12 protein-coding genes and 2 pseudogenes are annotated in these 16,980 nt (G+C 55.9%); 7 read left to right on the forward strand and 7 right to left on the reverse strand.

From position 1 onward, the window contains the following. Positions 1 to 382 (reverse strand): annotated as a pseudogene (locus tag ACYYKW_RS21475) (DUF6124 family protein); the annotation flags it as partial. A 1,045-nt stretch (positions 383 to 1,427) separates the two neighbouring features. On the opposite strand from ACYYKW_RS21475, the gene ACYYKW_RS21480 reads away from it, so the two are divergent. Together ACYYKW_RS21480 and ACYYKW_RS21485 are read left to right on the forward strand one after the other, a co-directional pair. After that, positions 1,428 to 5,327 carry an esterase/lipase family protein gene (locus ACYYKW_RS21480; protein ID WP_464991094.1) on the forward strand — a complete coding sequence of 1,300 codons (3,900 nt, stop codon included), beginning with the start codon at positions 1,428 to 1,430 and terminating at the stop codon, positions 5,325 to 5,327. 321 nt (positions 5,328 to 5,648) lie between these two features. Continuing rightward, positions 5,649 to 6,080 (forward strand): bleomycin resistance protein, encoded by a 432-nt coding sequence (locus ACYYKW_RS21485; RefSeq protein ID WP_336355633.1) that lies wholly within the window; start codon positions 5,649 to 5,651, stop codon positions 6,078 to 6,080. A gap of 45 nt (positions 6,081 to 6,125) precedes the next feature. On the opposite strand, the pseudogene ACYYKW_RS21490 reads toward ACYYKW_RS21485, so the two are convergent. From ACYYKW_RS21490 to ACYYKW_RS21500, 3 genes and pseudogenes are all read right to left on the reverse strand, one after another. Then, positions 6,126 to 6,344: pseudogene (locus ACYYKW_RS21490) on the reverse strand (hypothetical protein); the annotation flags it as partial. 7 nt (positions 6,345 to 6,351) lie between these two features. Continuing rightward, on the reverse strand, positions 6,352 to 7,473 hold the full coding sequence (locus ACYYKW_RS21495; RefSeq protein ID WP_464991095.1) for an SMP-30/gluconolactonase/LRE family protein: 1,122 nt from the start codon (positions 7,471 to 7,473) through the stop codon (positions 6,352 to 6,354). Between the two features lie 153 nt (positions 7,474 to 7,626). Then, a complete protein-coding gene (locus ACYYKW_RS21500) occupies positions 7,627 to 8,541 on the reverse strand; it encodes a LysR family transcriptional regulator (RefSeq protein ID WP_464991096.1) in 915 nt (304 codons plus the stop codon). Positions 8,542 to 8,752: 211 nt separating this feature from the next. On the opposite strand from ACYYKW_RS21500, the gene ACYYKW_RS21505 reads away from it, so the two are divergent. From ACYYKW_RS21505 to ACYYKW_RS21515, 3 genes are all read left to right on the forward strand, one after another. Beyond that, positions 8,753 to 10,093: a nucleobase:cation symporter-2 family protein gene (locus ACYYKW_RS21505; RefSeq protein WP_464991097.1), complete on the forward strand. Its 1,341-nt coding sequence runs from the start codon at positions 8,753 to 8,755 to the stop codon at positions 10,091 to 10,093. 32 nt (positions 10,094 to 10,125) lie between these two features. After that, positions 10,126 to 10,635: a nucleoside deaminase gene (locus ACYYKW_RS21510; RefSeq protein ID WP_464991098.1), complete on the forward strand. Its 510-nt coding sequence runs from the start codon at positions 10,126 to 10,128 to the stop codon at positions 10,633 to 10,635. Positions 10,636 to 10,726: 91 nt separating this feature from the next. After that, positions 10,727 to 11,209 carry a MerR family transcriptional regulator gene (locus tag ACYYKW_RS21515; RefSeq protein WP_464991099.1) on the forward strand — a complete coding sequence of 161 codons (483 nt, stop codon included), beginning with the start codon at positions 10,727 to 10,729 and terminating at the stop codon, positions 11,207 to 11,209. A 15-nt stretch (positions 11,210 to 11,224) separates the two neighbouring features. Here ACYYKW_RS21515 and ACYYKW_RS21520 read toward each other — a convergent pair whose 3' ends face one another. After that, a complete protein-coding gene (locus tag ACYYKW_RS21520) occupies positions 11,225 to 12,229 on the reverse strand; it encodes an acetoacetate decarboxylase (ADC) (protein WP_464991100.1) in 1,005 nt (334 codons plus the stop codon). Positions 12,230 to 12,266: 37 nt separating this feature from the next. After that, a complete protein-coding gene (locus ACYYKW_RS21525) occupies positions 12,267 to 13,058 on the reverse strand; it encodes a type 1 glutamine amidotransferase domain-containing protein (RefSeq protein ID WP_464991116.1) in 792 nt (263 codons plus the stop codon). A gap of 173 nt (positions 13,059 to 13,231) precedes the next feature. Between ACYYKW_RS21525 and ACYYKW_RS21530 the strand changes: the two genes are divergently transcribed. Both ACYYKW_RS21530 and ACYYKW_RS21535 read left to right on the forward strand, forming a co-directional pair. Next, positions 13,232 to 14,464, forward strand: coding sequence for an NADH:flavin oxidoreductase/NADH oxidase family protein (locus tag ACYYKW_RS21530; protein ID WP_464991101.1), 1,233 nt, complete (start codon positions 13,232 to 13,234; stop codon positions 14,462 to 14,464). A gap of 133 nt (positions 14,465 to 14,597) precedes the next feature. Then, positions 14,598 to 15,605, forward strand: coding sequence for an NAD(P)-dependent oxidoreductase (locus ACYYKW_RS21535; protein WP_464991102.1), 1,008 nt, complete (start codon positions 14,598 to 14,600; stop codon positions 15,603 to 15,605). A 127-nt stretch (positions 15,606 to 15,732) separates the two neighbouring features. Here ACYYKW_RS21535 and ACYYKW_RS21540 read toward each other — a convergent pair whose 3' ends face one another. Continuing rightward, entirely contained in the window at positions 15,733 to 16,899 is a 1,167-nt protein-coding gene (locus ACYYKW_RS21540) for an MFS transporter (protein ID WP_464991103.1), read from the reverse strand. Positions 16,900 to 16,980: the final 81 nt, after the last annotated feature.

Genomic DNA, 16,980 nt, shown 5'->3' on the forward strand with positions numbered 1-16,980 from the left:
GCAACTGCAAATTATCCAAAGCCCGATTCACCGCCAGCTCCCCGAGCATGATCAACTGCGAAATCCCCAACAACGCCCGCCGCTGCGACGCCGGCAACAAGCTGGCGACGTTCTGCGCAATGGTCTGGGCCGAAGCGAGTGTTTCACTGGCATCGATCAGCAGCTCTTCGTTTTTGTTATCCGCAGTCACGGCATACATCCCACGGTGTTTACGTGGCGGCGGCGTGGATCCGGGCGGACAGAGGTAATGGTCGAGCGCACGGTCGGCGGCTTCGTGGAGCTATTTGGAGTTAGTGGATTCGTAGGGGGATGTGGGGTTGGATTCGGGTGGATTGGGGGGGGGATCATGGTGAAGCTCCTTGATGACTGGAGCTGCCACCATTCGCGGTCAAACAAACAGGGTGGCAGCTGTACGCGGGTTGACCGACCGGACATCAAGGAATCCGGCACACCCGAAGGTGTCCCACGCACAGCCACCGCGACATGATGCAGACAATGCCTGAACACGTGCAGAACGCTGGCGCGCCTTGATATTGGGCGGACGGTCAAATCCGATCGCTGATTCGTCAGCGACCGGACCACAATAGAGTTCGCCCCCAAAGCGCACAAGCCGGCGGATTCTGGCGTAGTCGTAGGCAATGGCGCAAGGAGGTGTAGCTTAGGAGAGTGTTTGGAGATGTCTTTTTAAACGTCGGTGTTTATTGAGATCTCATAGCGTTATGTCGCCTTAGACAGATTCGTCCCTCATCACGTTTGTTGAGCTGCTTTTTTAGCGGCATAGCAATGGCCGCTTTCGGCCAAAAGAGGTCACTCGATAAGTGATAATGCCTACGCCAGCACCGGCCATAGACACGTTGCAAGCGAACTCGTAATCTCAATCCAACAGTTGCCGCATTTTCTCCTAGCCCTATGTCACGGCTTGAGTGATCGACACAATAGAATCGACAGATTACAGATGAGTCAGGGACCGTATGCGACACAGGCGGCGCAGAGCATTACCCCACATGTCGCCTTTTTTGTTCAGCGCGAAAGCAATACTGGCTTTCAGCAGCGAGCTAGAGGACAGACAGAAGCACCTACGAAAGCCCTATTGGAATACTCACCTAGTATTACTTTCGACCAGCAATGGAGCTGCACTAAGAAATATGCACAGCTCAAGTAGCTTTTCAGGTAAAAACCAACCCGCAATGTGCTCCGATGGCATTGCACAAAGCCGATATCATTTCAGCAGCTCGACTGAGCTGTCTAAAAATAGGTTCACGTCAAACGCCTCATTCGTTCGTGACGCCAACGCACAACACTTCCAACTACAGATTTCACATACATTTATGACTCGGGCTTCACCACCCATCTTTGAGTTACATTGGATCGGATCGCAGCCTGATAGGTTGGACAGATTCTAAAATCTCATAAAATTGGATTTTAAAATGGCAAAAAAGATAATATTAGTTCATGGATTAGGTGGCACCGCCGACGGTACTTGGGGTGAGTTTCCTAGTTTTTTAGAAGCAGATAGCGATATAAATTTCGATATTGTTTCTTGCGGGTACGAATCTCCAGCTCTATGGAAGTTTTGGAAGCGAGCTCCGAGCATTCTAAATATCGCCAATGGAGTTCTGACAGACATTAGAGTTCGCTGTGACATAGAGAACGACGAAATAATCTTAGCTGGCCATAGCCTAGGCGGAATCATAGTAAAAAAAGTTCTTCTATTATTACAAAACAAACGGATTTCTCACAAAATCTTCAAAGTTTGCTTCTTTGATGTCCCTCATGATGGTTCAGGTTATGCAAATGCTGGAAAGTACGTGAGCCGTAGAAATCGCCATCTAAGAAGTCTAACACGCGACTCAAGTGAGCTCGACGACCTAAATGAACAGTGGGTGAATAGCGGGCTAAATAATGAACTGAACATAATTAGCATCATCTCCGCCAATGATGATATTGTTTCATCCTCTAGCTCTAAAAGTATTTTTAGAGAACACCCAATTGAAACAATTAATGACGTTGACCACCGTACGATTGTGAAACCAGAAAGCGTGAGCTCCTCGTCGTATCTAGTTTTTAAAAGCTTTGTTTTAAAAAAAAACACTGTAACCAAGTATAAAAACCTGGCCTCGCGCGATCTTGAAGAATGGAAGAGGATTGAAAGAAACCATAGCTACCATTATGCAATGGATGAAAATAGAGCGAAAGATCTGGAGTCATTAACTTCTGCGTTAGGGTTAGGGAGCTCTGTAATAAGGCTAACTGGGGCATCTGGTTTAGGTAAAACACGCCTATTACTGGAGGCAATTGATGCATCTGAATCGATAGATGATTCCTGCATGCTTATCTTTAATGCCCCTGGTTACGACACAAAAATAAAAGAAACTATTAGATCAATGGTTGAAGATCGTGCTGACGGCCTCGCAGTAATTGAAAATTGCAGTGTGGATTTACACAACCATCTAGCAAAAGAAGTCAATACTGCAGAATGCTTACTCAAACTTGTTACTATTGGCTATTCCAATGAACAGGTGGACGACTCCATACACATAATACTTTCTCCTCTTAGGGACGAGGCAATAAAACAGATCTTATCCCCAATCTTGGTCGGATTAAATTCAGGCGAGGTTGATCGCGTGGCTCAATTTGCCCAAGGCTACCCGCTGATGGCCACACTTATTGCTGAACAGTATCAGGAACAGGGCAGATTGCTTGGTTCAATTGAAAAGAGTTCAGTCGTAAAAAAATTAATCGAAGGTGATAGTGTTACAACTGATGCAGAAAAAGAAGTGCTATCCGCCTGCTCGTTGTTTGATGTGTTTGGTACAGCTGAGGGATCAGCGGGAGAAGAGGCTAAGTTCATTGCTGAAGATGTTGCCGGCTTCGACCTTAAAGCCTTCGACCGAGTGTTATCGATATTCACAAAACGGCAAATAATAAACCGAGCAGGAAGATATGCGAGAGTGGTCCCTAAACCTCTCGCATTGACACTAGCATCTGAGTGGTGGGAAAAAACCTCTTATGATCGTCAAAAACAATTAATTGACACTCTCCCTGACTCTCTGATGCAGAGCTTTTGCACTCAGGCATCATATCTTGATGGCCAGCCGAGCGTTCAAAGATTTTCAGACCGACTATTTAGCGGACAAAGCCCTTTTGTCCAAGCGGAGGAGTTACTTACAGAAAGGGGTTCGAAACTCTTCCGCGCATTTGTTGAGGTGAATCCCGAATCCGCGTCCGACGCCCTTTATCGTCTATTGGTTGGGCGCACCCACGAACAGCTTCTAGCGATAGATAGTGATACGCGGAGAAATTTCGTTTGGGCTTTGGAGAAATTATGTTTTCATGCTGCCGTATTCGAGAAATCATCTTGGTGTTTGTTGCTACTTGCATCGGCTGAAAATGAAAGCTGGAGCAACAATGCAACAGGAATTTTTTCTCAGTTATTTAGAGTTCATCTTTCTGGAACACAAGCTAAGCCTAATGTCCGTTTTGATGTGTTGAAGCGGGCCATTGAGGCAAAACAGTTAAACATAGACCTGATAATACTTAATGCCTTAGAGCAAGCAATAAGTACCTATGGCGGCTCGCGGACAGTTGGTGCTGAATACCAAGGCACTAAAGCTCCACTTGAAGAATGGAGAGCAAATATTTGGCAAGAGATTTTTGATTTCTGGCAAGAGGCTTTCAACTTAATCTTAGCTCTATTGGATCGAGGTGAGGCTCAGAGAAAAAAGGCACTTTCCATAATAGGCTATTCAATAAGGGGATTCATTTTAAACAACCGAATTGAAATGTTAGATGGAGCCATTAAGAAAGTCATTTCTGTCAATGGACGGTATTGGCCTGAAGCTCTAGATAGTATTAAAAATTCTATCGAGTACGACTCAGAAGGTATGAAACCAGAGGCGTCTGATGCACTGAATAGCTGGTTAGAACTGTTGAGCCCCGTTGCCGCGGAATTGCCGGAAAAGTTAACGATTTTGGTAGCCAACCCTCCTTGCGAACATCGTAAAGGCGCTGATGACCGCTATGTTGATGTGGCCGCGGAAAATGCGAAGGCTCTAGCAAGAGAGCTATCCAGTAGCATTGACAAATTGCTCCCTCACCTCGATTTATTGTTAGTTGGAGTACAGAAACAATCCTATGCTTTCGGTTACCAACTGGCCTTAATTCTAGAAAAAACTGAGCAATTTCTTGATGATGCTTTACATCGTTTGGCAGCCATTGAACAGCCTAACCCTCAGTTAGTTTTCGGCTTATACCGAGGTATGTTTGAACGATCGCCAGTACTCTGGCAAGAGTATATCGATCGTTTACTTTTAGATAAGAATCTCATCCGCCACTACCCTAACCTTATACGCACAGGTAGTATTCATAAAGCACATTTAGATACTTTATTGGAGCTTATCCAAGATGGTGCACTATCGGCAAATGATGCTGATTTATTGAGCTACGGCAGTGTGACCGACGGGATTGAGCCGTCTGTGATGGCCGGATTTTGCTTACAATTGGCTGAGTTTGGAGATCAGGCAAGTTGGACTGCTCTCAACGTAATCTATATGTACTGCTTTGGCAATGAAGGCCGTGTCGAAGGGCTGCGCGACCAACTGAAGTTATTAGTAACAGCCGTTCCGCTGCACAAGGGACAACAGGGAACTGCTATAGATCTACACCACTGGCATGATCTCGCCGGAAAATTATTAAAGGTGCGAGATCCGGACCTCGCGCACTCGCTGACTAATCAGTTAATTGAATCCTGCAAGTACGGTTTTCATCATGGGGACATCTGGACTTGCACTAAACCATTGATGCTGAATCTTATGAAGGACTATGCTGTGGAGCTGTGGCCAGTCTTTGGCGATGCCATCATTCAATCACAAGGCATGGAGAGATATTGGTTGCAACAACTTTTAGATCGAGAGACAGGCTTGGTGAGCAATATGCCAAGCGTACTTTCCATAATCCCAGTTGAAAGCGTTGTTGAATGGTGTGAAATACACCCTGATATTGGCCCTGTCTTCGTTGCAAGGTGTTTGAACATCTTTGAGATAGTTAATGAGATTAAACAGCCGTCAGTTTTGTTTATCGCTTTGCTTGATAGGTTTGGGAATGACAGGCGTGTAGCCATGGAACTTAGTGCCAATTTTGCAACCCGTGGCTGGTCAGGGTCGCTTGTACCCTATCTTGAGTCAGACAAGGCGGCACTAATCCCATTAACTGAACATGAAAGCCCCAATGTTAGAGGCTGGGTTAAAGACCAAGTTGCACATATAGAATTTCAAATAACTGAAGAATCAAAGCGAGATGAAGAGCATGGCTTCGGACTTAATCATTAAGTTTTTAATATGCCATTTAAAATTACAGTGCGAGGTAAATCATCGACTCCACCTCTAATCTTCTAATGTGTTAAATGATGATATCCGATCTTGGCCTTAGCTGACCGTCGCGAACGGCAGCTAATGGCCGAAAGCGGTCACTCGTGAACGGCAGCAATCGGCCAGAAGCCGCCATTCAACTCGATTCGATAATACTCAGCCGACCGTGCATCATGATGCTCACCACCTGCTCCCATGGCGCCGTGCCAGAAGAGCACAGCCCGATCCTGCGACTCAGCTTTTTACCCCGGCGATTGAGCCGATTGAAATGGAAGTCATCTCATGTTCGAACGTAGCAAACTGGTTCCAGAGTTAATGGTCACTGACCTGGGTAGTAGTCTGGACTTTTGGGTTTTTTGCCTGGGACTTGAAGTAGCTTATCAACGCCCAGAAGACGGATTCGCTTACCTCGACTTGAACGGTGCGCAAGTAATGCTTGAGCAGGCTGACCCCGACGCAGGCCAATGGCTAACTGCCCCCCTGACTAAGCCGTTTGGAAGAGGAATCAACCTCCAGATTGACGTTGCGGCTGTCGGCCCGATCATCCAAAAACTTGGTCAAGCTGGATTTCCACTCTATCGAGAATGCAAAGACACCTGGTATCGGGCTAACAATGTAGAAGTCGGTCAGCGCGAATTTATCGTCCAGGATCCCGATGGTTATCTCGTAAGGTTGGTAGAGCGTTTGGGAGAGCGCCCGGTTTGTTCAATCTGAACTCGAATGAAGGCGACCGTCTGTTCAGGAGCGAAAGCAGACGCATCAAGTAACCCGAACCCTTCGTGGCAACAGCTTAACCATTGCCACAAAGAGCCCACGCAACAATCCACCGGGCACCACATTCCCCAGCGCTTGATTCACCGCCAGTTCGCCCAACATCACCACCTGCGCAATCCCTTGCAGCGTCTTGCGTGCTGGGCCTTCGACGGTGCCGATGAAGTTAGCCAGGATCACCGAGGCCGAGCTCAGTGGTTCGGTGGCAGTGTTTCTACAACCCAAACGTAGCCCCCCGCGTGTTCACAAACAGCGAATAAATCGAGTGACTGCTGGCCATGAACAACCGATTGCCTTCGCGCCCGCCGAAGCACAGGTTCGGGCAGCGCTCGGGCAGTGAAATGTGCCCGATGGCCTTGCCTTGCGGGTTGAAAACGCGCACCCCATCGAGTTTTTCCAGGTCGGCTTTCGGATCGCCGTTGCCGCCCCAGCCGCACCACAGGTTGCCGGCTTCGTCGCACTTGATGCCGTCGATCGCGGCGTAGTCCAGGCCTTCGATGTGCTTGCGGCGTTCGCCCAAGGTACCGTCGTCTTTCACGGCAATCGCCCAGATCAGGCGATTGGGTTTGGCGCGGCCTTCGACGACGTAGAGGGTTTTTTCATCGGGGGAAAAGCACAGGCCGTTGGGGCCGTTGAGATCGTCGATCACCCGGGTGACTTTTTTGCTCTCGCCGTCGATGCGGTACACGGCGTGGGGTTGGGTCGGGGTGATTTTGTGGCCTTCGTAGTTGTTGCCGGTCTGGAAGGGCGGGTCGGTGAACCAGATCGAACCGTCGCTTTTGCAGACAACGTCGTTGGGCGAGTTGAAGGGCTTGCCGTCGAAGCTGTCGGCCAGCACGGTGATCGTGCCATTGGCTTCGGTGCGGGTGATGCGCCGGCCTTCGCTGGTGGTAGTCGATCCTTCGCAGACGATCAGCCGCCCCTGGCGATCGCGGCACATGCCGTTGGAGAAGTTCGAGTGGTCGCGGTACACGCTGAAGGTGTCGGTGATTTCGTCCCAGCGCATGATGCGGTTGTTGGGGATGTCGCTGACCAGCAGATAGCGGCCATCACCGACCCAGACCGGCCCTTCGGCCCAGCGCATGCCGGTGGCGAGTTTTTCGACGCTGGCGTTGAAAATCCGCAGCTCCATGAAGCTGTCGTCGAGAACGTGAATCAGCGGGTCGGGGTAGCGTTGACTCAACGGTTCGGCGGCATCAGCGAGTCGGCTCAGGGCGGTGCTGCCGACGGCGGCGAGCGTGGCGGAAACCGCCAGTGACTTTTTCAGGAAGCTGCGGCGGGTGTTGCCTTGCGCTGGGTCAAGGCTGTCAGGCAGGGCGGACAGGGTTGAGTCCATATAGCGATCTCCGTGGTTTTATTTTTGTTTGGGAGACCTAGTAATACATCGTGGTAGGACATCGTACAAGTATCATCTCGCCTGCAGGAAAACTTTCATGTTTGCCGAACCGGTCAGCCGGCGGAGCATTTTCAAAGGCGGCGAAACGCGGGTTCAAAGCGTGGTGATCTGCCCATTGCGATCGCGCTCAAACACCTTGTTGCCCTGCAGTTTTTCCTTCAGCCAACGCTCCGCCTTGCCCAGCGGACGCTGCCGCGCCCATAACAGATCCACACCAATCTGCCAGTCGGTGTGCGGGTACGCCGTGAGTTGCAACTCGACCAATTCGCCTTTGGCCAATTCCCGCTGGATCAACTGCCGGGGCAGGGTGGCCCAGCCGAGTCCGGCGCGGACCATTTCCAGCAACGCCAGATAGTTTTCTGCTTGCCACAACTGCGCGGAGCGCAGGTATTCGCTGCTCGGCAGCTTGCTCGCGTGGGCGCTGAAGGCCAGGCGTCGGTGAACGTGCAGGTCATCGAAGCTGACATCGTCGAGTTGCGCCAGCGGATGGTCGGGGTGGCAGACGTGCAGCATGATCAGTCTGCCCAATTGCTGGAACGCCAGTTCCTTGGGGTAGCCGGGCTGTGAGAAGGCGACACCGAGCACGGCCTCGCCGCTGGTGACCAGTTCGCTGACGTCGCCGTACACCGGGTGGCGGATGATCAGGTCGACGAAGGGGAAGGCCTGCTCGAAGGCTTTCAGCGCCGGCATGATCGGCCCGTAGGGTGTTTCGATGGCCAGCGTCAGGCTCGGCTCGACGCTGTCCGAGAGGCAGTCGGCGTGCGCTTCGAAGGTCATGCAGCGTTCAAGCACAGCTTCGGCCTGGATCAGCAGTTTGTGGCCACTGGCGGTGAGCGCCGGGCTGCGGTTACTGCGATCGAACAGCTCGACGCCGAGGTCGGTTTCGAGGTTGGCAATCGCCGCGCTGATGGTTGACTGGGTCTTGCCGAGTTTGCGCCCGGCGGCGGAGAACGAGCCGCTTTTCACGACCTGGACGAACATCAGCAATTGATCGAGTGAGAAGCGCAAGCGGTGAACTCCCGGATCGAAGAAGGGTGAGCAAGCGCCGATTGTGCCGCCTTATTGCCATCGAAAAAAGCGATGGTTGCTCATTTGTTTCATCGCAACAAACGTTGAACCATGGCCCCGCACTTAACGATCTCTGAGGCGCATTGATCTTCAAACGCGCCTGAGAATGCCCGCGATCTCAACAGATGCCGCACCTTCAGGAGCGTGTGAAATGACCACACAACGCATTCATCCGGTGGACGAGGTTTTGCCGCTGCGACAGTTGTTCACGTTTGGCTTGCAGCATGTTTTGGTGATGTACGCGGGGGCGGTGGCGGTGCCGCTGATCCTGGGCAGCGCGATGGGGCTGACCTCGGCGCAGGTGGTGTTGCTGATCAACGCCAACCTGCTGACCTCCGGCATCGCAACGCTGATTCAGACCTTGGGCTTCTGGAAATTCGGTGCGCGTTTGCCGCTGATTCAGGGCTGCTCGTTTATTGCGCTGGCGCCGATGATCATGATCGGCAAGGAGTTCGGGCTCAGCCAGATTTTCGGCGCGGTGATCGCAGCGGGTTTCATCACCATCGCCCTGGCGCCGGTGTTCAGCCGATTGCTGCGGTTCTTTCCGCCGGTGGTGATTGGCAGCCTGATCACCATCATCGGGATCTCGTTGATGCCGGCGGCGGCAATCTGGCTGGGCGGTGGCAATCCCGACGCGGCGGATTTCGGCAAGCCGGCCAACCTGTTGCTGGGCCTGGCCACGGTCAGCGTGACGCTGGTGATCTATGCCAAATGCAAGGGCTTTGTCGGCAACCTCAGCGTGTTGATCGGCCTGTTCGTCGGCAGCCTGATTGCCGCGGCGTGCGGCATGACTCACTTCAGCCGGGTCAGCGAAGCAGCATGGTTCGAGCTGAGTGCGCCGATGGCTTTCGGGGCGCCGGAATTTGCGCCGGTGCCGATTCTGATCATGACCCTGGCGATGCTGGTGATCATGGCCGAGACCACCGGCAACTGCCTGGCGATCGGCAAGTTGACCGGCAAACCGACCACGCAACAGACCTTGGGCAACGCGTTTCGCGCCGATGGCTTGTCGACCATGCTCGGTGGTTTTTTCAACAGCTTTCCCTACAACGCGTTCACGCAAAACACCGGTTTGATTGCGCTTTCCAACGTCAAGAGCCGCTTCGTCGTGGCCGCTGCCGGGGCAATCATGGTGCTGATGGGGCTGTTCCCGAAACTCGGCGCGCTGATTGCGGCGGTGCCGACACCGGTGCTCGGTGGCTGCGCGATCGTCATGTTCGGCATGACCACGGTCGCCGGTATTCAGGAATTGTCGCGGGTGCAATTCGAGGGCACGCGCAACGGCATTATCGTCGCCGTGTCGGTGAGTGTCGGCGTGTTGCCGATGTCATTCCCGGCGCTGTTCGAACACGTCGGCCCAACGCTGAAACTGGTGCTCGACAGCGGAATTTTCCTCGGGGCGATCACCGCCATCGTGCTCAATGTTCTGCTCAACAATGAAAAAAAATCGACCGAAACCATCGGCGCGACATCGGCTGAACTGGCCGACTGACCTGTTGTTTTTCCACTGCCCAGGAGTTATCCATGAACCAATTCACTCAGCTCGTCCCGGCCGGCGTCAGCGAAATGGATCTGGCGTTGCTGCGCCAGACCATCGCCATGTCCGAGGCGTCGAAACAGCGCGGTCGCCATCCGTTCGCCGCGTTGGTCGCCGACCGGCACGGCAAGGTGATTGTCGAAGCAGGGAATAATTCGATGCCGCCGGAGGGCGACCCGACCCAACACGCGGAGCTGGTCGCGGCGGCTGCGGCGGCCAAACTGCTGACGCCGCAAGAGCTGGAACACTGCACGCTGTTCACCAGCGCCGAACCTTGCTGCATGTGCGCTGGCGCGGTGTACTGGACCGGAATCGGGCGAGTGGTTTACGCCTTGTCGGAGCATGCGTTGTTGGGGCTGACCGGTGACCACCCGGAGAACCCGACGTTCTCCCTGCCGTGCCGCGAGGTATTTGCCAAGGGGCAGCGCAAGGTCAGTGTGTTGGGGCCGATGCTGGAAGGTGAGGCGGCCGAGCCGCATAAAGGGTTTTGGTCGTAACGACGGAGCATTGCAACCCGAGCGCTTGACCTTAAAGGCGACTTCAGGCTTAAAGTCTCCTTTAAGGTCTAGAGCATTTTGGGAGTGCGACATGAGAATCGGCGAACTGGCGAAAATCAGCGGCTTGGCACCGTCACGTATCCGCTTCTACGAGGCCAGTGGTCTGATCAGATCGGTGGCGCGCAAAGCCAATGGCTATCGCGATTACGCCCCCGACACAGAGTGGGTGCTGGAGATCATCACTGGCGCGCAGGCTGCCGGATTTTCCCTCGATGAAATCCGCCAGTTGATGCCGATGAACGCCAATGGCTGGCAGCATGACCAGTTGCTCGGCGGCCTCAAGCAAAAGGTTGCGGAAATCGAAGTCCTGCAGCAACGGCTGGCGCGCAACAAACAACAACTGCTGCAGGTGATCAAGGGCATCGACAGCAAACCCGAGGGCATGGCCTGTGCGGACAATGCGCAGCTGCTGATCAATCGTCTGCGAGAGGAGGGCGCCGCGGGTGCTTCAGGCAAAGGTGCGGGCGCAATGGCGGCGAAGAAAACAACCGCCCGCCGGGCTTCCCAGGCCTGAGGGGCGCAACGGGTTTCAGCGCTCGCCCACCAGCGTCGACAGTGGTTTTGGCGCATACAGCGCACTCTGGAATTCAGGCACGTACTCGTACTTCAACATCTTTCCCAGCCCGAGCGAGCGAAGGTAGTTCGACAAGTCGCCGTCGCCCAGCGTCAGAGTGGCGGACTCGGCGTCACGGCTCGAAGCATGGCTGAGCTCGCGGGAGACAGCGTAGCCATAGGCCAAATGGCCGTGATGATCGAGGTTGGTGAAACTGCTGGTGATCACCTCGACATCGCGGGACAACGTGTCGAGTTTCTTCGTCGTGAAAGTCACGTCCGGCTTGCCGGTCTGACTGTCGGTGATGTGGTAGATCACCGATTGCCCATCCTCCCGGCGGTCGATGCCAGTCAACCATTTCGGCAGGTTGTAACCGACGACACCGCGCACCCGCGCCAGCTCGGTATTGACCGGCAACTTGAGCACATAACCCCAGAAGTCTTGCGACAGCGACTGGCCAATCAGGGTGAACGGGCCCAGATTGGCCTTGCCGGGCCGGTTGGTGACGATCGACACGGCCACCTCGTTATACGCGTCGTTATCGCAATGCTCGTAGGTATAGGCGGTGAACGCGATCAGGCCGCGCCCCGGCCAGACTTGCAGCGGTTGCACGGTTGCCAGTACTTCGGCCGGCATCAGTGCGCGCAGGCGCTCGAGGTCGGCGGTATAAATGGCGGTCACGCGGCTGTTCTGGTAGTAGAAGTTGGGTGAGTACGACTCGAAGCCGATATCGACCCTGGTCTTGTTCAGGCCCTTGAACCAGCTCAGATCAACGCCCGGAACTTCTTTGGCAATCACCGACAACGGCGGGTTGGAGCGAAAACGGTCATAGAGGCCATCCTTGACCACGGGCACTTGATGGCCGCCGATATCGATAACGGCGGTGCCGGTGGGGCTCGGCGGCTCAGGCGTCTGGGCCAACGCAGCGTTGGCCAGTGAGTTGAACAGTAATCCTGTCAGAACGGCGCTTGCGGGTTTCAATGGGGCTTCCTCCGGCTATTGTGATCTACGAGAACTTTCAGTGCGTGCCTACGCCAGCGTGGAGCACGGCCATCACGGCATGCGCCACGGCTTTGGGCGATTGCGGGTTTTGCCCGGTGACCAGCCGGCCATCGGTGATGGCAAAGGCAGTGAATGGCAGCCAGGCTTTGCGGTAGCGAGCCCCTTGGCGTACCAACCGATCCTCAAGGAAAAACGGCACCTGATCTTTCATGCCCGAGAACCGCTCTTCGCGGTCGGAGAAACCGGTTATGTTTTTGCCCTTGATGATCAACTGGCCTTGCTCATCCTTGAGATCCAGCAGACCGGCCACGCCATGGCACACCGCCGCGACGATGCCGCCGCGGTTGTAGATCGTTTCAGCGACGCGGCGCAGGTCCGGGTTGTCGGGAAAGTCCCACATGACGCCATGGCCGCCGGTGAAATAGATGGCGCTGAACCGCGACGGGTCGACTTCGCTGATCGGCAGTGTGTTGGCCAGTCGGGCGCGAAAGGCCGGTGACTGCAGATGCTCGCGGGCACCCTTGTCCATGTAGAACCAGCCGAGGCTGCGTTCATCCAGCGGCACCGCGCCGCCTTTCGGGCTGGCAAACACCGTCGCATAGCCGGCCGCTTCCACGACATCGGTGAAGTGGGTCAACTCCGTCAGCCACAACCCAGTGGTATCGGTTCGCGAGGGATAGCTTGCGTGATTGGTCATGATCACCAGGATCTGGCGATCGCTGCTGACAGCCGATTGAGCGTTTGCAAATGTCATGAACGCACCACCTATCGATACCAGCGCAGAGGAAACAAGGGTTTTCAGCATCATCGGGATATCTTCAAATCGAGCAGGTCGGCGCATGCTCACCTTAAACTTCACTTTAAGGTCAATAGCCGTTTTGCATGTGGTGCGATCATTCTCCATGCGTCCAGAAAAAGCCGTTGACCTTAAAGTTGACTTCAAGCTTATGCTGGCCTCATTCCCAGTTGAGGACTTGCTCCATGAACGTGTTCGACACGCTGCTCCTGCCCAACGGTTCGACCATCAGGAACCGCATTGCCAAAGCCGCGATGGAAGAAAACATGGCGGACGCCGACCAGGCGCCTTCGGTCGAACTGATGCGTCTGTATCAGGCGTGGGCCGACGGTGGTGCCGGGCTGATCATCACCGGCAACGTGATGGTCGACGGGCGCGCCATGACCGGGCCCGGTGGCGTGGTGTTGCAGGATGACCAGCAGTTGGACAAGTTCAAACGCTGGGCGCACATCGGGCGATCCGGCGGTGCGCAGTTCTGGTTGCAGATCAATCATCCGGGGCGTCAGATGCAGTCCAGCCTTGGGCAGAAAACCTGGGCGCCGTCACCGGTAGCGCTTGAGCTGGGCACACTGTCCAAGCGTTTCGCTACGCCTCACGCGATGACCCCAAGCGTAATCAACGAGGTCATTCAGCGCTTCGCCAACACGGCACGGCTCGGCGAGCAGGCTGGGTTCACCGGGGTGGAAATCCACGCCGCCCATGGCTATCTGTTGAGCCAGTTTTTGTCGCCGCTGACCAATCAGCGGACGGACGAGTGGGGCGGCTCTCTGGAGAATCGCGCACGCCTGCTGCTGGAAATCGTCAAGGCTGTGAGAGCCATGGTTTCGGCCGAATTCGCGGTTGCGGTCAAACTCAACTCCGCCGATTTTCAGCGCGGCGGCTTCACCGCCGAGGATGCGAAAAAGGTGGTTGCACTGCTCAACGACTCAGGTGTGGATCTGGTGGAACTGTCCGGTGGCAGTTACGAAGCGCCGGCCATGCAGGGCGAGGCGCGCGATGGCCGGACCTTGGCCCGCGAAGCTTATTTCGTTGAGTTTGCCCGCGATATACAGACCGTCGCGAACATGCCGGTGATGGTCACCGGTGGCATCCGTCGCCGTGCAGTGGCCGAAAGCGTTGTGCAGAGCGGTGTCGACATGGTCGGTATCGGCACGGCGCTGGCCATCGATCCGCAGTTGCCGCGTGACTGGCTGGCAGGCAAGGACAATGCTCCCCAACTGCCGCCAATCACCTGGAAAAACAAAGCGATCGCCGCCCTGGCGAACATGGCGGTGGTGAAGTTTCAGCTGCGTCGACTCAGCCGGGCAAAAAAGCCTGATCCGACCGTGTCACCTTTACGCGCGCTGATTTTGCAGCAGATCGGTATGGCGTTTCGCACGCGGCAATATCGGCGCTGGGTAGAAAAACATTCAATGTGAGCCTGGTCGTTCGAACGCAGGTGGCGGCCATGCGTCGGTTCGCCTCGCAACAAACCCAACGCAGTGGAACCCTAATGGCCGGGCGCGCACGCAACGCTAGGTTGCGACCCATAAAAACGCGGAGGGATTCCAGATGTCAGTGCATCCAATTCTGTTCATGGGCGGTTCCGGCGCCATCGGTCACCGCTCGGCCAAAGCCTTGCGCGCGGCCCATCCCGACGTGCCGCTGCTGATCGGCGGCCGCGATCTGGCCAAGGCACAGCAAACCGCCGAAGAAATGGGCGGGGCCGAGGGTGTGGTCATTGACCCGGCTGCGGAAGATCTCGGATTGGGCGATCGCCCGGTCAGCGCCGTGGCGGTTTTTTACATGGATCACACGCTGGCGGGGCTGCGGTTTGCGCAGAAATGCAGGGTGCCGCACCTGAGCATTTCCTCTGGCGTATTCGAAATGGCGCCGCAAATCGCCCGCTACATCCATGGCCCGAACGCGTCGCCGATCGTACTCGGTTACGAGTGGATGGTCGGCGCCACAACCGTGGCGACGTTGCAACTTGCCAAGGCGTTTGCGCAGGTTCGCGATATCCGCATCGACGCTTTGGTCGACGAACAGGACGGCGGCGGGCCGACCGTGGCCGCTGACTTCGAACATCTGAACAGAATGCTACCCGCCGCGCTGACCCGACGCGAGGGTGCGTATGTCTGGCGTGAGGGCGAGGAGGCGAACGTCAGCTTCCGCGCGCTGGACGGTACGGCCATGCAGGCCAACGGTTTTTCGTCGATCGACGTCGCCGGTCTGGCAGCCGCTACCGACGCACCCAACGTTCAGTTCAATCTCGCCAGCGGCGTCAGCTCTTCCCGACGCGCGGGCAAGCCAATGTCGACGGAAATTCTCATCGAAATGGCCGGGGAAGGGCGCGACGGGCAAGCGCTGCATACCCGTCATGCACTCGTTCACCCGGCCGGCGCCGCAGCGCTGACGGGGTTGAGCGTCGCCATGCTGCTGGAGCGGCTGATCGGGCTCGACGGCTCAGCGCCCACTGCGCCAGGTCTGTACTTTCCTTATCAGTTGCTGGATGCCGCCCAATATCTGCAGCGTCTGGGTGAAGAGGGGGGGGAGTTGCTGGAGCTGAAGCGAGAATAAGTTGGCGTCGCCGTTCTTTGCATGCGGGCGGCAAGTGCCGCTCAAGCCGGCCATCGCCAGCAGGCTGGCTCCCACAGGGGATTCGTGTCGATGACGAATCCGATGCGGTAGCCAGCCTGCTGCTTTCTTATGCCACCGCAGCCGCAGCCGCCCGGGACCGCCAGACAAACCCCAACACCATCAACAACCCCAGCCCCGCCATCGCCGCGCCGGCCAGGGAGATCGCCGGATAACCCAACTCGGCATTGATAACCGCGCCGCCGAGCGCCGCGCCGATTGCGTTGCCGAAGTTAAAGGCGCCGATGTTGACCGCCGAGGCGAGGTTGGGTGCGTCTTTGGCGGCTTCCATCACGCGCATTTGCAGCGGTGGCACCAGAGCGAAGCTGGCGATGCCCCAGATCAGAATGGCGACTGCGGCCGGCAGCGGCCAGCGCATCAGCACGGTGAACGCCAGCAGGACGACAATCAGCGCGCTCAGCGAAACGATCAGGGTGCGATCGATCGAGCGGTCCGCAGCCTTGCCGCCCCACATGTTGCCCAAGGTCAGGCCCACTCCGAACAGCACCAGCATCGCGGTGATGTAAGCGGTGGAGGCGTGGGTTTCGCTGCTGAGGATCGGCGCGATGTAAGTGAACACGGTGAACATCGCGCTCGAACCGACCACGGTCAGGGCCAGCGCGCCAAGCACCGGGCCACGGCCCAGCACGCGAATTTCCGCCAGTGCTCCGGCGCCTTTTGGTGCCGGCAGGTTGGGCAGGGCGAACCACAGCGCGGCCATGGTGATCACGCCGAGGCCGGTAATGCCCCAGAACGCGGTGCGCCAGCCGAACATTTCACCGAACCATGCGGCCAGCGGCACGCCGCCGATGGTTGCCAGGGTCAGGCCCATGAACATCGCCGCTACCGCGCCGGCACGTTTTTGCGGGGCGACCACGCTGGCGGCGACGACCGAGCCGACCCCAAAAAATGCGCCGTGATTGAGTGAAGTCACCACCCTGGCGACCATCAGGCTGTAGTAGTCGGTAGCCAGCGCCGACATCAGATTGCCGAGAGTGAAAATCGCCATGAGCCCGATCAGCAGATAGCGCCGTGGAATCTTGCCCGTGGTCAGGGTCATCAGCGGTGCACCGAGCAGAACGCCCAGCGCATAAGCACTGACCAGCAGCCCTGCGGCCGGAATGGAAGCGCCGAGATCGGCAGCGATGCCCGGCAACATGCCCATGGGCGCGAACTCGGTGACGCCGATGCCAAAGGCACCAATGGCGAGTGCAACAAGGGGTGGATTGATACGCATGGAAAATCTCCTCATCTATGCCGCCAATGCTACGATGCGAGCGTTTGCGGCGGTAGACCGCGATTTTGGCAATCACCTTTG

The organism is Pseudomonas sp. 15C (assembly GCF_055484735.1).